This window comes from Paenibacillus spongiae, assembly GCF_024734895.1.
GTDB lineage: Bacteria > Bacillota > Bacilli > Paenibacillales > Paenibacillaceae > Paenibacillus_Z > Paenibacillus_Z spongiae.
In genome coordinates, this window is sequence record NZ_CP091430.1 from 2,961,023 (window position 1) to 2,976,554 (window position 15,532).

Genomic DNA, 15,532 nt, shown 5'->3' on the forward strand with positions numbered 1-15,532 from the left:
GGGAGGAACGAACGTGGCATTTCGTAAAAATGGGATCACCCTGTTTATTGCAATCATCCTATCCTTCTCGCTTCTATTGGCAGGCTGCAGCTCGAACAATGATCCAGGCAGCGCTGGGGGCAGCACGAACAAGCCGGAGTCGGAAGACAAGGGCGAATCAGTTAACAAGGAAGAACCGGTCAAGAAAGAAGAAGAGGTCAAGCAGGTGAAGCTTCGCGTCATGATTTACGACCGCGGCAATACGCCTGAAGGCATGAAGCTGACGGAAGCGCCTCTCGTCAAGTGGGCGCAGGAGCAGGTGAAGCCGCTTGGCATCGATCTGGAGATGGTCGGCGTACCGCGCGGAGAAGCGGAGAGCAAGCTGAACGTCTGGCTCGCCTCCGGCGAAGCACCGGATATTATCTACTCCTACGATTCCAATACGTTGTTCAAATATGCCGAGCAGGGCGGGTTGTGGGAGCTGGATGAGCTGCTCGAGAAGTACGGTTCTCAAATCAAGACCAATAATCAGAAAGCGCTGGACCTGGCTGGCGTATACAAAGGGAAGAGATATGCCATACCGGCAATTCGAGCGAATCCTTTCGGTGGCCCGACGATCAAGATCCGTCAGGATTGGCTGGATAAGCTGAATATGAAGGCACCGACGACGGCGGATGAACTTTATACGGTGCTCAAAGCGTTCAAAGAGAAGGATCCGGGCAATGTAGGCAAGGACAAAGTGGTGCCGTATGCGTTCCCGGCGATCGGCAAAGCATTCATGTATAACCTCTCCGGCGCGTTCGGCGTTAGTCCGCAGCTGGTGGGTAACGGAACGGATATGTATGGCGGCGTATGGCTCGACGGCAAATATGTATCGAATATCGCCTCGCCGGGTGCGCGCGATATGTTCAAATTTCTGAATAAGCTGTATAAGGAAGGATTAATACCGAAGGAATTCGGTACGGACGTGAACAATCAGCAGTTTAACCAGTATATTGCGCAAGGCGTAGCCGGCTTCATGGAGAATAATGACTCGAGCTTGGCTTCGACCGATTCGTCCAGAGGGGCGGTTCCGGAAGCGAGATGGGTGCCGGTGGAGCCTCTCATCGGACCGGACGGCAAGCGGTACGCTGCAGGATCGGCCGACTACGGAATGCTCATTATGGTTCCGAAGGCAAGCAAGGAAGAGCAGGCGATTGCAGCGATGAAATATTTGAACTGGATGGCTGACCCCGATGTCATCCTGACGATGCAATCCGGTATCGAGGGCGTTCATCGCAAGAAGGCGGAGGACGGATCATGGGAAAATATCGATCAGGATAAAACGGCCAAGGAAGTCGCCTGGTATGCAGGTCCCGGAGACCTCTCCCTGATCCAGCAGGGGCAGCCGAAGATGACCTATGAGCAGCTGAAGAACGCCGCGATCAAATCGGAGGTATTCGATCCGGAGTATTACGCGACGACGATAACGAATTGGTGGAAGATATTTGAAACCTACACGCCGAAGCATGTCATTCTGTCGGAGCCAAGACCGTTCGCACAGAAGAATCAGGATACCATTGCGAAATTCATTAACGAATCGATTACGAAAATCATCGTTTCCTCTGATCCTGACAAAGAGTATGATGCGATGATCGCTGGATGGAAGAAGCTCGGCGGCGAAGAATTCGACCGGGAATTGACGGAAATCTACACGAAAATAAACTACCAGCCATAAGGGCGAAGGGACCGCTGAATTGCTCAGCGGTCTTCTCTAATGAACCGAAGATTCGAAGGAGGAGTAGAAATGAACAAGCAAACGTATCTGGACTATATTAAAGCGGCGGTTATCGAAGGCCGGACTCATTATGATGCCGGTATCGAACAGTGGCGGCAGTCGTACCGCCCGGATCAATTTCTGGGGATGTACGCCCCTCCCGGAAGTATTCCGATTCTGGCGCAAACCGAAGCTTTTCTCTATCACGTGACAGGCGAAGCCGAATACGGCGAGCAGGCCAGACGAATTCTTCTTGCGGTCGAGTCGTTCAAGGATATCGTGCCGGACTTCATCAAGGAGCGGCATCCGGAATATGCGGAGGGCATCACTTCCTTCGAGCCTCTCTTCCAGGGCACACATTACATACAAGGCTATCTGTTCATGAAGGATTCTGCACTCCTATCGGATGATGACAAGCGGCAAATCGAAGGATCGATCCGCAGCTCCGTGCAAGCGATGCTGCATTATCCGGAGTGGGGCGCTCATAACCGTTCCATGCTGCGGGTCTTCACGCTATCGCTGGCAATTTCGGCGCTTGGAGATACCGAGGAGATACGGGAGTGGGCGAAGCTGCGCGACTACTTGGCGGAAGAATCGTATGGCGGCTGGTCCATCGAGGATGCCGAGCTGTATTTGCCGCTGTGGCTGATCTCCTGCATCATCTATGCGGAGATGACCGGGAAGGAGTCGGAATACTTCGCAATGCCGCAAACCAAATATTATTTTGATTATATTACGCATGCATTAATTCCATATGGACAGCTGCCGGACTTCGGGGATTCGCATTATAATTCCTGCTGGTACTTGTGGCTGGCATGTCTGGAGAAGGGAGCCGCCCACTACCGGTGCGGATATATGAAGTATGCCGCCAGCAAAATATACGAATACTTCCTTGCCAGCCATGAAGGGCCGCCTTCCGCTTATCTCGCCGCCTATTTCTCCAATGCCTATTTATGGTCGGACGACGAATTGGAGCCGGTTCGGCCGGACTGGCAGAGCGAAGAACTGCTGGAGGATGTGATCGGGAAGAAGATTGTGTACCGCGATGGCTGGGAGGACGATTCGACGTACATGCTGCTGAATTACCGCGACGAAGGGGATTATGCGTATATCCCGAGGGAGTATTTGCGGCGGACGATCCATGCTCCTGCCGAGAAGGCACACCACGGCCATGCGGATGAAAACTCGATCCTATTTCTAGCCAAGAAGCAGAATATACTGCTGCATGACGGCGGATACCGGGACGGCGCGCCCAACGGACGGTATCGCGCGGATATCTATCATAATCGTCTCGTCTTTCGGGATGGCGAACCGGGTAAAAACGATTCCATCTTCGATTTTATTCATGATGACGGCACCTACAAACGGGTCTCCACGGAGAAGCTTCACTTTCAGCGGTTCGGCGAGCTGGTCTACGGCCGTACCCGGTTGAGGGAGCCGTTTCACCAGATCCTATGGGACCGGGCGGTTACCTACCTGCAAGAGGAAGGCGTATTCATCATCGTCGACTGGACCCAGTCACAGAGCGAGAGCGATAAGCTGCTGAGCACCTTAAATCTATGGCATCCGGGAAGCGTGCTAGCATCAGGCGAGCAGCACTATGTCGGTCAGGTTCAGCGAATTCATCAAGGACCCGGCGATACGAACCCGATTGTGAATCGTACCGAGCTGGCACTGCTAATTGAATTTCCTGGCAGCGCGAGGCGGACCGGCCAGGAAACGATCAAACGCTGCTATGCGGATAGTGAGATGGTCTATGAAATGGATACCCGCCGCGTTACGAAGGGATCGATGAACAGCTTTGTAACCGTGTTGACGCCATTTGCGCTCACAGACACAGCGGATCCGGTACGGGACCGGGTGCGGATCAGCCGGGACACACCCGAGCATGACCGTCTGTCACTCTCTTATACGGCCAATGGGAAATCGATTCATCTTACGTATAAGCTGGATCTGGATCAAGGCATTCTGGAAGGTGAGGGTTATCCTAAATATAAGTGGGAGCAGGGACGCCTGAATTACGGGCCAATCGATACGGACGCGGACTTCTCGTTCGTCCGCGAAGACGGCATCGGACCAAGGCGGTATGGTTTCGTCAATGGCTGCGGCATTGAATTTAACGGTTCGCTGTTGTTCCGGACCCCTCAGATGTCCGCCTATCAATTTCATTCTTCCTCCTTCTTGACTTCGGATCATAAGTGGAGAGCGTGGGACGGCTCCTTCGGATAATTGGCAATTCATTTGCATGTCATTTTTGATTTCGTATACTTGGAGATTAAAGAAGCGGATCGCCTTTGAGGCGTCCGCTTTATTTGCTGACCGGGTATTGAGGCTGGCTCTTTTTGGCCAATGGAGAAGGGTTGAAGAAGGTGCGCTCCGCATAGACGACAGCGCGGTACACGATTTCCACGATCAGAATGCCGCCAATGACATCCAGAATGACATGCTGCTTCACAAACAATGTCGATGCGATGATGAGGGAAGACATGCCGTAAATGATAATCTGATTCCACTTGTTGCGGAAGCCGCTGGTATACAACGCCTTCATGACCATATAGCTGGAGAAGCAATGGATGCTCGGAAAGCAGTTAAACGGCTGGTCGCGATTATAAATAAACTGGGTTAACGCGGTAAATACATCGTCACCTGTAAGTGTGGGCCGGGCAACCGTCGTTTGGAAGACGGAGTAGATCCCGTAGCAGAGCAAAGCACACAGGGTGTATGTCAGCAGTGAACGGTAATAGAACCTCGAATCCTTGATAAAGAAATAGATGAGACAGGCGTAAATGTAGAAAATCCAGATTGAATACGGCAAAGCGAAGTATTTGACGAATGGGATCGCCCGGTCGATGCCAAGCTCAAGGCTGTAGACGGTCTCAAGCGGTTTATTGAACATCGCATACAGCATGCCGAGAACGGGAAAAACAAGCATGGTGGACAAAGGCCAAAATCTTTTCATTCGCATAAGCATAATCATCAATCTCCGTTTATGATGTCGTCCAAAAAACACACGCAGAAGCAATTATAATATAAATTCGTTTCTGCAAATTGTGAACATTTTACGACATCGATGCCAAGAGCCTGGCAAACCAGCGTGAACCATAGGTTTGCGCCCGCAGTCATGCCCGGAAACAAGTTCACGCCTGAACCGATTAAAGGATAAAAACTTGGATAGAATTCATATAGCGTGTACAATGATGACATAGCATGTTGAGAAGCAGTAAAGAGTGAAGAAGTGAATGCACCAGCAGAAGTTTTTGTTGGAAATTAAGGAGGAAATTCCGTTGAACGACAAAATTGCTATCTTTACGGGTTCGTCGAATCCGGAGTTAGCGGAACTGATTTGCCAGCAATTGGACCAGCCGCTTGGGAAGATGAAGCGCTCCCGGTTTAAGAGCGGCGAGATCTATGTGCATTATGAAGAAGGCATTCGCAACCGTGACGTATATTTGATCCAAAGCTTTTCCCATCCCATTAACGAGCATTTTGTCGAACTCCTCATCATGATCGATGCGGCCAAGCGGGCTTCAGCAAAGACGATCAATATCGTCCTTCCATACTTCGGATATGCACGGCAGGAGCGGAAGAGCGCGCCGCGCGAACCGATCTCGGCCAAAATGCTGTCCGACGTCCTCACGACTGTCGGTGCAAGCCGCGTCATTACGCTCGATTTACACTCGCCGGCGATCCAGGGATTCTTCAACATACCAGTCGATCATCTCACCGCGCTCGATCTGATCTGCGACTATATCAAATCGAAAAACATTTTAAATCCGATCATTGTTTCGCCGGATGCGGGACGTGCGGAAACGGCGGAGAAGCTGGCGAATTACTTGGATTATCCGTTTGCCATCATGGTTAAGAAACGTCCGAGTCATAACGAGTCGGTTATTACGCATGTGATCGGCGAAGTCGAAGGACATACTCCGATCATCATTGAAGATCTGATCGATACGGGATCGACCATCGTGAATGTTGTCGAGGGACTGAAAGAAAGAGGCGCCCATGATTCGTACGTGTGCGCGACCCACCCCGTTTTCTCGGGATCGGCTCTGCATCGGCTGAAGCATAAGAACATTAAAGAGGTTGTCATTACGGATTCGCTTCCGCTGCAGGAGCCGTGTCCGGATTACGTTAAGGTTCTGACCGTCTCGTCCTTGCTGGCCGAGGCGATTCGCACGAACATTCATGGCGGTTCCATCAGTTGTCTGTTCAAGATCAAGAGTGTATAGCATGGCGTAAGTAAGCTGCATGGAGTAAAAGGTTCATGCGCTCTACAGCACGTTAACAAGCAGCGGGGGCGGTCTCAAGCCATAATGGCAAGGACCGCCCCCATTTGTTGTGGTTTTAAACCTCGATAATGATGGGGAGGATCATCGGCCGTCTTTTTGTATAGGAGTACACGAACCGTCCGACCGATTCCTTGATCGTCTGCTTGTAGACCCCCCATTGGCTAACATCCGTATCCTGCAGCTGTTCGATCGCCTTCACGGCGATCCGGCTGACTTCATCCAGCAAACCCTCCGATTCGCGAACATATACGAACCCGCGCGATATCACGTCCGGTCCCGATAAAATATGACCATCCATCTTGCTCAGCGTGACGATCACGATCAAAATGCCGTCTTCCGCCATGAGCTTGCGGTCACGCAGAACGATGTTACCGACATCGCCGATGCCAAGACCGTCCACGAACGTATTGCCGTTCGGTATTTTGCGGGTTTGAAAGGCTTTGTTGTGCACGATATCGACGACATCGCCGTTGTTCACGATGAAGATGTTATTCTTGTCCACCCCCACGGCTTCCGCTAACAGACGGTGCTGATGCAGCATTCGGAATTCACCATGGATCGGGATGAAATATTTCGGCTTCATCAAGGACAGCATCAGCTTCAGCTCATCCTGACTGGCATGACCGGATACATGCATCCCTGTCACGGTTCCTGAACCATAGATTACCTTCGCCTTCAGCTGATATAAATTATCCACGATACGCGCTACGTTCCGTTCGTTGCCGGGGATGGATGTAGCTGCAATAATAACGGTATCGCCCGGATGAACTTTAACCTGGCGGTGGCTGGAGCTGGCTAATCGGGAGAGGGCGGCCATTGGCTCGCCTTGACTCCCCGTACACATCACGACAATCTTCTCGGGCGCATATTGATTGACTTCACTCGCTTCGACCAGCATTGTATCCGGAATACGCAAATATCCGAGCTCGCTTGCAATCGATACGACATTGAGCATGCTTCTGCCCAGCAAGGCGACTTTACGGCCCGTTTTCTCTGCCGCGTCGATGATTTGCTGGAGACGGTGCACATTGGAAGCGAAGGTGGAGATAAAGATTTTTTGCCGCGCTTGAACGAACGCTTCTTCAATATGCTGGCCTACGAGCCGTTCGGACGGGGTGAAGCCGGGACGTTCCGCATTCGTGCTCTCCGACAAGAGGGCCAGTACGCCATTCATGCCGATTTCAGCCATCCGGTGCAAATCCGGGTATTGCTCATTCACAGGAGTCAGATCGAATTTGAAATCGCCCGTATGCACAACGGTGCCTTCCGGCGTCGTGAACGCTATGCCTAAGCAATCCGGGATACTGTGGTTGGTCCTAAAGAATCGCAGCCCGATCTCGCCGATATTGAACTGAGATTCGGAATCGATGATGATTAATTCGGTGCTGCCCGACAGGCCGTGCTCCTTTAATTTGCTCTCGATAAGCCCAAGCGTTAACCGGGTGGCGTATACCGGTACATTGAGCTGCTTCAGGACATAAGGAATTCCTCCGATATGATCCTCATGGCCATGCGTGACGATCATCGCTTTCACCTTGCTGTGGTTGTCCAACAAATAGGTGATATCCGGAATGATTAAATCGATACCTAGCAAGCTTTCGTCGGGAAATTTGGAGCCGCAGTCAATGACGATAATGTCATCCCCGTATTCAATCACATACATGTTTTTCCCGATTTCATTCACGCCGCCCAAGGCAACGATCGACAATAACGTTTCCTTTGTTTTCATGGCGCAACCCCTCCCGTATTCCGTGTTTTGAAGGGTATTATTTGCTTGAAGGAGCTTTTTTATGTCGATTCGTCGTGTATAGAAAAGCGGTAAAGGGATATTCTACTTACAGTTCACACAAGGAGGTTAATTGATGAGAAAAATTGCGGATATTATGTCGTCAGACTGTATCACAGTCAATAGTCACAGTTCCATTCATGACTGCGCTGTAATCATGCGCGACCATGACATCGGTTTTGTTCCCGTTATCGACAACCGCTCATTGATCGGCGTCGTTACGGACCGTGATTTGGTCATCAGGGGCTATGCGGACAATCACCCCGGTTCTTCTTCGGTCAACGATGTGTGTTCGAAGGACGTTCGAACCATTACTTCCGGGATTTCAATCGATGAAGCGGCCAATATTATGGCTTCCGAACAAATTCGCCGACTTCCTGTCGTAGAGAACGGTCAATTGCTAGGGGTCGTATCGCTCGGCGACCTGGCTGTCCGTGAAATATTCGTCAACGAAGCAGGGGAAGCGTTAAGCGGAATTTCGGAGCATGAGTCAGGACAGGCGTTTCATTGATTCATCGGGGCGCGTACCACCCGGGATTGCACCGAATGAGTCCGTCCCCAACCGGTAACGAAGAAGCCTCCAACGATCACTGTCAAAGTGATTGTGGAGGCTTCTTCGTTATTCGATACCATTTCAATGCTACCGTATTGCTGGGCAAGACGGAATTAACATATACTTTAGTGGAGGACAGCGATGCCTTAGATGAATCTAATCGCTTACGATCAGCATTCTGGCAATTTCCTGCTGAATCTTCTTCTGGATCTGATCGACAATGCCGAAATCCATGGCCTGCACATAGATGTTCTCCAGTTCATCATGACAGGACTTGGCCTCGGCAAGGAAGACGACGGACTGCTTCATGCTGGCCGCGTATCTTTCCTTCACATCCCGGAGAGCATCTGCATGAAGTTCATCCGTTCCAGGCGTAATGCACCGTTCGTACATATCGATGATCTCATCCGTGTCCCGATCGGGAAAATATTCATGAGGCGCCGTACTGTCAAAGATAGCGACACTCAGCTCCCTGAGAATGACCATATCCAGGCTGTTGGAGTCGAACCCGCAATGGTAAATTTCCACGTCGAAGCCCCGTTCGATGGCTGAAGCGGCGAGTTTCTTCAGGAAGGTGGATTTTCCCGATCCGGCCCGGCCTTTAATAAAATACCTTTTGGCCAAGCCTTCCGTCAGATTCGGAACAAAATCAACCGCTCCTCTAGGCGTCGCAGCCCCGAGGAACCGGCGGTCGACCCGGCTTTGCTTATCCTGCTGCTTGATGCCAAAAATAATTTGCTCGTATTCCAGCGTTAATTCGTCGGCAGCCGCGTAGTTCATGTTGGCGATGTAGATTTTTTCCCAATCGTCGTGAATCCGCAGCGTTTCGGCAAAACCGGCATAGGCGCGCTCGTAGGCCTGCTTGATTCTGCCATTCAATTGTTCGATTTCCTGCCTGCGGTCACCGAGTTGATCGGCATCCCAAGCCGCGCCCAAATTCACATACTGCTCGACGGCGCCAGGCAGCTGAGGCTCGATGACATGCGGAGCTGTTCCGTCAACGATTCCGATCTTCAATTCCGGAACAATTAATCCGTCGAGCGAGTCATTATCGGACGCGCAGTGAATAAACCATATATTATAGCCGGCTTTGACCATCTTGTTCCCGATGGTTCGAATCAAGCTCGACTTCCCTGTCCCGGGGCCGCCCTTCAGAATGTAAATCCGATCGAGCCCCTGCAGCGATGAATCGAACAGGTTCGTAAAACCCTGCGCGGTATTGCCGCCCGCATAGAAATTAATGATGTTTCCCGTCATCTCAAAGTCACACCTTTCTAGGCTAATGTCATGGTGTTTTAATCCATTGTATGGAAACTCTAATGCAAGGGTGCATCTGAGGGGAAATCGAAGTCGCGAATTTATGGATCGAACGAAAGGTGAGAGGACAATGAATAAAAGAACGGTCATCATGTTAATCGCCCTTATTCTTATTAGCGTATCCTTAACGGGATGTGTGCCCGGCGACGGCAAGAATTCGGCGGATAACCCGGCTGGCTTCTTCTGGGGAATCTGGCATGGATGGATCGCGCCAATCTCATTGATTATCGGTATATTCAAGGATTCGATTCGAATTTATGAGATCCATAATACGGGATGGTGGTATGATATCGGGTTCTACATCGCTGTCATTAGCGGATTCGGCGGGCTGTCGTTGACAAGGCGCAAGAAGCGCAGTGAGCATTAAGTACCGGCCAATTTGGATGATGAGCAGAAGTAAAACGGTCTCGCTTCGGATGGATATCCGCAGGAGACCGCTTTTTGCTGTATAGGGGTTACAAATCGCTGCGTTTGCGCCGGAGGAGCCAATTCGTTACCGCTTCTTTGTTGCGCTTGAGGACTAGAATGACTGCCGCGCTCGAAGCGATTACAATAAATGCGACAAGGGAATACCGGGAAAATTGATGCAGCAGCTGCTCGATGTGTATACCGAAGAAATGGCCAATCGACACGTAGCCCAATACCCATACGAAGCCGCCTATACTATTGTACAGCAGTAAAGTGCGAAAACGGATTTGAAGAATGCCGGCTGTGTAACCGGTGAAATGTCTCAGGCCGGGGATGAAGTAGCTGACCAGAATAAGCTTAGTGCCATATCGGTCAAACCATTGGGTCATCTTATCCAGCCGCTGCCTGTTCATAAACAAGAATTTCCCTTTGCGTTCGAATAAGGAAGCACCCAGTTTGGAGCCCAAATAGTACGTGACGACCGTACCGAGTATGGCTCCAATATAGGAGATCAGAATAATTGCCGGTAATCGGAAGTTTCCTAACGTGCTCATATGTCCGGATACCGCCATCGCCAATTCACCGGGAAAGGGCAGCGCCAATGATTCGGCAAACAGTCCAAGAAATAATACGTAATAGCCATATTGTTCAAAAAGGCCGCTAATCCATTCCATAATCTCGCTCCTCACCGAAAAAACAAAACGTTAGATATGCATCTAAGTGTAGAGGAGACAGGAACGGTTCAACACTGTCCGGAGTTTAGGATTCGTACTGGACTTTGGTCAGAGATCGGTTAAGACCCAGAGGGTTGAATATTGGATGTCGCAATAGGAATATATTACATCATAAATAAGGGGGTGGACATCAAATTTGACTGCGTTATCGTGAATTTAGTCCGGTGAAATAACCAAAAATGATTTAATGATGGTCAAAATAGATTTAAATAGTGTATACTATATTAAATAGTACACACTATATAGTGGTATGGGGAGGAATTAAGTTGAATATTGGCGTGGGGATTAGCGGTATGGGACGAATCGGAAGACTGTTAGTCAGAAAAATATTCGATGAAAAGCAGCAATCGGTCAATTTACAGGCGATTAATTGCAGCTATCCCGCGGAAACGATTGCTCATCTGTTAAAGTATGATACCGTACATGGAAGATGGGACGCCAATATCGCCGTCAGCAACGGCAAACTGATCATTAATGGAACTCCAATTCAAATTGTATCCGAACGCGATCCGTCGCGTTTGCCCTGGCGTAGCCTCGGCGTTGACCTAGCAATCGATGCGACCGGCAAATTTAATGACCGGGAAGGAGCAGGCAAGCATATTGAAGCCGGCGCCTCCCGTGTTCTAATCACAGCGCCCGGCAAACAGATGGATTTGACCATCGTGATGGGGGTAAATGAGCAGCTCTATCATCCGGACCAGCACAAGCTGGTATCGGCCGCGTCTTGCACGACGAACTGCTTGTCCCCGCTGCTGTACATTCTTAACGAAGCATTCGGCGTTCGGAGCGGTTGGATGTCGACCATTCACTCCTTCACGTCCGATCAGAACCATCTGGATAATCCACATAAGGATCTGCGCAGAGCCCGTTCCTGCACATCATCCATCGTGCCTACGTCGACAGGAGTCGGTAAGGCGCTCGTCGATGTGCTGCCAGATTTGGCTCCGCATATTCAAGGCATTTCCCTGCGCGTTCCGACACAGGATGTATCTCTTGTGGACTTAACCGTTAGCGTATCCCGCGCGAGTTCCTTGGAAGAGGTGAAGGCTGTTCTGCGAGCGGGAGCCGAATCGGCCCGGTTATCGCCTTATGTCAGCTATTCCGACGAACCATTGGTATCGGCCGACTATATCGGCTGCCCCAAATCGGCGGTCATCGACGGCCCATCGGTCATGGTCATGGAAAATCAGATTAAAGTGTTGGCCTGGTATGACAATGAATGGGCATATGCCAGCCGTGTTATCGAATTGGCGCAGCTCATGCTGGAGAAAGCCAAATCCCCGCAGCTTGTGTAGTTTAACCAGCCTGAATGATTGGGAGATTGGGATATTGGAATAGAAGATGAGAAGCTGAGAAGATGAGAACCGCGTGCAGACGCGGTTTTTTCTTATGGCATAAATTAAATCTATATCATCATGGCGATATTTTGATTTCATTTATTCCAACCGGAGATCTATACTGGATCTATAAAAGTGATCAAAAGAAAGTTAAAGCGAGCAGAGCTGGAAGAATCGTTGATGAGAAGTGCAAGCGGGCGCTCCTCTGATTGGATAATCCTATTTGGGTAGTGATTTGTACGCCCACAACAACCGACGGAAGATGAAGTGAGCGGATTTGATATCCGGATGGTTCGTCCCAATAACGGATTCCATGTCCGTGTACCATATGAATGTAGGTGGGCTGGACTTGTAACGGACACCAGAGACGTTATTGTTGAATACCGAGCCGAATTGGACAGGTTGCGGACACCAGAGACATTATTCATGCGATTATCGGAGGGAATGCGGTCATTTGGTGCGAATAGCGGATTTGATGTCCGGATGGTTCGTCCCTATAAGGTGTTTGTCACAAATAACGGATTCCATGTCCGTGTACCATGTAATGTAGGTGAGCTGGACTTGTAACGGACACCAGAGACGTTATTGTTGAATACCGAGCCGAATTGGACAGGTTGCGGACACCAGAGACGTTATTAATCGGAGAAATGATATCAAATACAGGCCTATTGATTAGGCACAAAATGGTAGATGAATATTTAGCGAACAACCTAGCCTTACCGTGCCCACTATCTGGTTACTCAAAAGGTCTGCACATTTTACAACAACATCAACATTCCAATATCTGCATCGATCGCTTGATAGAAAAGATAGCATGCGAGGTAATCCGGCAACAGCATCGATCGCTCGATAGAAAAGATTACATGCCAGGTAATCCGGCAAACGCATCGATCGCTCGATAGAAAAGATAGCATGCCAGGTAATCCGGCAACAGCAGCTGATCGGTGAAATACGCAAGCTCCATCCGGGCTAAGCTCCAGAAAATCGATGCGATCGTAGGGACTTCTGACTGTGGAGCATGTTGTGTTTGGTTCAGCTTATATAACTTTTATCGGTCTAATCATTCATTTCGGGAGGCAGACATCATGGCAGGAAATACATTCGGAGAAAGCTTTAAAATAACGACCTTCGGCGAGTCGCACGGAGCGGCAGTAGGTGTCATTGTAGACGGCGTTACGCCAGGCGTTGAAATCGACGAGCCCTATATTCAAGTTCAAATGGACCGGCGCAAGCCTGGACAATCGTCGGTCACGTCACCGAGGAAAGAATACGATAAGATCCATATTATGTCCGGTGTATTCGAAGGAAAGACGACAGGCACGCCATTATTCATCATGCTGCACAATACCGATATGAGGCCTGAAGCTTACAGTGATATTCAACATTCCTTCCGGCCTGGACATGCCGACTATACGTACTTGATGAAATACGGTATTCGGGATCACCGCGGCAGCGGACGGGCATCTGGAAGAGAGACGGCGGGCAGAGTCGCGGCGGGGGCTGTTGCGCGCAAGCTGCTTGAGCATAGAGGCGTCAACGTTGTTGCTTATACGAAGGAAATCGGCGGTATTCGATGTGAATCCTTCGATGAGGACGTTATTGAGCGCAATCCGGTCAGAGCTTGCGATCTTGAAGCCGCTGGACGTATGGTGGAGAAAATCGAATATTTGTCTTCCATAGGCGATAGCTGCGGCGGGATCGTGGAATGTAGAATACGCGGGGTGCGTCCCGGAATCGGCGAGCCGGTGTTCGATAAGCTGGATGCGGAGCTGGCCAAGGCGATGCTGTCGATCGGAGCGATTAAGGGCATTGAATTCGGGGCAGGATTTGCGGCAGCAGGCATGCTGGGAAGCGAGCATAACGACCAAATGAACGCATCCGGATTTCTGACGAACAATGCCGGAGGAATTGTAGGAGGCATAAGTACAGGAGAGGAGATCGTGTTCAGAGTTGTCGTGAAGCCGACTTCCTCCATTACCGTTCCACAGCAAACGATGAATACCGCAGGCGAGGAACAAACGATAATAACGGAAGGAAGACATGATCCGTGCATCTGTCCGAGAATTATTCCCGTTGTGGAGGCTATGGCCTGCATCGTATTGGAGGATCTAATAAAGCGGCAGGCAGCTATGCATGATCGTTAAGCGGGGGAAATAGAAGTTCACGACAAGTCGAATTAGAAGTAAAATATATCCATAGACTCTTATGAAGAAATGAAGGTGCGCGAGATGTCTTGGGTATGGATTCGACGGCTTGTGTTGACCTTAACCGCTCTGTTTATGCTGCAGCCTATAATCGTGAGCGCGAACGGAGGACCGTTAGTCGATCCTGCCGGAGGGTATGGATTGCTTCAGCTGGATGACCAGTCGAATATAAGCTTGATCCGGGAGCAGGTTACGTTCGATATTGGACAGGGAGTTACGCCTTATGAGCGGGAAGCGGAAGTATCGGTGTTGTATGAGCTTCATAACACGAACGATAGTCCGCACACAGTCGCTATTATTTTTCTAACCCCTGCGCAAGGGGAACTGACGGTTACAGAAGGATCGAAGCCGGTTCCCACCGCGGAAGTGGACGATCCAAGGCTGGTCAACTGGGCGCCTGGCATGAAAGCTGCCGTTACAGAGCCGATAAGCGGCAAGCCGCTGCGGATGGCGAATAACAGCAGTGGCCAGGAAGCGGCCGGAAATCGGTTCACTTTAACGTTCGGGCCAGGCGAGACGAAGTCGATTACAATCCGATATGGCGACCGTGGGGGAATGTACGATAAAGGTGTTATCAATACGATTTATTCACACCTCTACTATCTGTCGCCTGCGAAGTTCTGGGAGGGAGAGCCTCTCGTGGAGCTTGAGGTTCGTCTGCCGGATTCGGGGAATCGGCTGCACTCGAACCTTCTGCTTGAGAAAGCGGATGACGTCACCTACAGAGCCACTCTCAAGCAATTGCCCGAAGAGGAATGGTATTTCTCATTCGCGGATTCGAGCCGGATTCTCTTCCCGACGAACCGGGAGAAAGATCATAACCTAATGGTATTAGGCACTTCGTTTGTTGGCGCGATACTTGCGGCAGGAGCAGCTCTTTTCTTTAGAAAAAGCAGCTTTTTCCTCGTTAGTGCCCCTTTCATACTCCTGTTCACCGTGTATTACATCACGAAGATGGGCGGGTATCCGTTCAACGATATATTTGTGGCTATGACCGATGTAGTGGTGGGGTCGTGTTTACTCCTGTGCTATATGTGGATAAGACGAAGAAATAGCCGCTTACTCCGAAAGAATGCCGAGGAAATACCGACATAGGGAACAATCCGATGATGCCTTTGTGAGGCATCATTTCTTTTTTGGCAGCAACTATGGTAATCTGAATTATT

General features: G+C 50.2%; 12 protein-coding genes. 8 read left to right on the forward strand and 4 right to left on the reverse strand.

From position 1 onward, the window contains the following. Positions 1 to 13: 13 nt before the first annotated feature. Together L1F29_RS13715 and L1F29_RS13720 are read left to right on the forward strand one after the other, a co-directional pair. A complete protein-coding gene (locus L1F29_RS13715) occupies positions 14 to 1,696 on the forward strand; it encodes a type 2 periplasmic-binding domain-containing protein (RefSeq protein WP_258388860.1) in 1,683 nt (560 codons plus the stop codon). Positions 1,697 to 1,765: 69 nt separating this feature from the next. Continuing rightward, on the forward strand, positions 1,766 to 3,964 hold the full coding sequence (locus L1F29_RS13720; protein ID WP_258388861.1) for a heparinase II/III family protein: 2,199 nt from the start codon (positions 1,766 to 1,768) through the stop codon (positions 3,962 to 3,964). 79 nt (positions 3,965 to 4,043) lie between these two features. On the opposite strand, the gene L1F29_RS13725 is transcribed toward L1F29_RS13720, so the two are convergent. Continuing rightward, on the reverse strand, positions 4,044 to 4,706 hold the full coding sequence (locus tag L1F29_RS13725) for a phosphatase PAP2 family protein (protein ID WP_258388862.1): 663 nt from the start codon (positions 4,704 to 4,706) through the stop codon (positions 4,044 to 4,046). A gap of 313 nt (positions 4,707 to 5,019) precedes the next feature. Between L1F29_RS13725 and L1F29_RS13730 the strand changes: the two genes are divergently transcribed. Beyond that, complete coding sequence (locus L1F29_RS13730) at positions 5,020 to 5,967, forward strand: ribose-phosphate diphosphokinase (protein WP_373876506.1); 948 nt, start codon at positions 5,020 to 5,022, stop codon at positions 5,965 to 5,967. A 115-nt stretch (positions 5,968 to 6,082) separates the two neighbouring features. Here L1F29_RS13730 and L1F29_RS13735 read toward each other — a convergent pair whose 3' ends face one another. Continuing rightward, positions 6,083 to 7,756 carry a ribonuclease J gene (locus L1F29_RS13735; protein ID WP_258388864.1) on the reverse strand — a complete coding sequence of 558 codons (1,674 nt, stop codon included), beginning with the start codon at positions 7,754 to 7,756 and terminating at the stop codon, positions 6,083 to 6,085. A 133-nt stretch (positions 7,757 to 7,889) separates the two neighbouring features. On the opposite strand from L1F29_RS13735, the gene L1F29_RS13740 reads away from it, so the two are divergent. Further along, complete coding sequence (locus L1F29_RS13740) at positions 7,890 to 8,324, forward strand: CBS domain-containing protein (RefSeq protein WP_258388865.1); 435 nt, start codon at positions 7,890 to 7,892, stop codon at positions 8,322 to 8,324. A 198-nt stretch (positions 8,325 to 8,522) separates the two neighbouring features. Here L1F29_RS13740 and L1F29_RS13745 read toward each other — a convergent pair whose 3' ends face one another. Beyond that, positions 8,523 to 9,623, reverse strand: coding sequence for a PRK06851 family protein (locus L1F29_RS13745; RefSeq protein ID WP_258388866.1), 1,101 nt, complete (start codon positions 9,621 to 9,623; stop codon positions 8,523 to 8,525). A gap of 130 nt (positions 9,624 to 9,753) precedes the next feature. Here L1F29_RS13745 and L1F29_RS13750 point away from each other — a divergent pair, with 130 nt between their 5' ends. Next, positions 9,754 to 10,050, forward strand: a complete 297-nt coding sequence (locus tag L1F29_RS13750; RefSeq protein ID WP_258388867.1) for a hypothetical protein — start codon at positions 9,754 to 9,756, stop codon at positions 10,048 to 10,050. Between the two features lie 88 nt (positions 10,051 to 10,138). On the opposite strand, the gene L1F29_RS13755 is transcribed toward L1F29_RS13750, so the two are convergent. Next, complete coding sequence (locus tag L1F29_RS13755; protein ID WP_258388868.1) at positions 10,139 to 10,765, reverse strand: DedA family protein; 627 nt, start codon at positions 10,763 to 10,765, stop codon at positions 10,139 to 10,141. A gap of 320 nt (positions 10,766 to 11,085) precedes the next feature. Here L1F29_RS13755 and gap point away from each other — a divergent pair, with 320 nt between their 5' ends. The 3 genes from gap (at position 11,086) to L1F29_RS13770 (ending at position 15,461) form a co-directional block, all read left to right on the forward strand. Continuing rightward, positions 11,086 to 12,120 carry a type I glyceraldehyde-3-phosphate dehydrogenase gene (gene gap, locus L1F29_RS13760; RefSeq protein ID WP_373876542.1) on the forward strand — a complete coding sequence of 345 codons (1,035 nt, stop codon included), beginning with the start codon at positions 11,086 to 11,088 and terminating at the stop codon, positions 12,118 to 12,120. Between the two features lie 1,127 nt (positions 12,121 to 13,247). Then, the gene (gene aroC, locus L1F29_RS13765) at positions 13,248 to 14,306 is read left to right on the forward strand and encodes a chorismate synthase (protein WP_258388870.1); all 1,059 of its coding nucleotides are present in this window, start codon (positions 13,248 to 13,250) and stop codon (positions 14,304 to 14,306) included. 84 nt (positions 14,307 to 14,390) lie between these two features. Beyond that, positions 14,391 to 15,461: a hypothetical protein gene (locus L1F29_RS13770; protein WP_258388871.1), complete on the forward strand. Its 1,071-nt coding sequence runs from the start codon at positions 14,391 to 14,393 to the stop codon at positions 15,459 to 15,461. Positions 15,462 to 15,532: the final 71 nt, after the last annotated feature.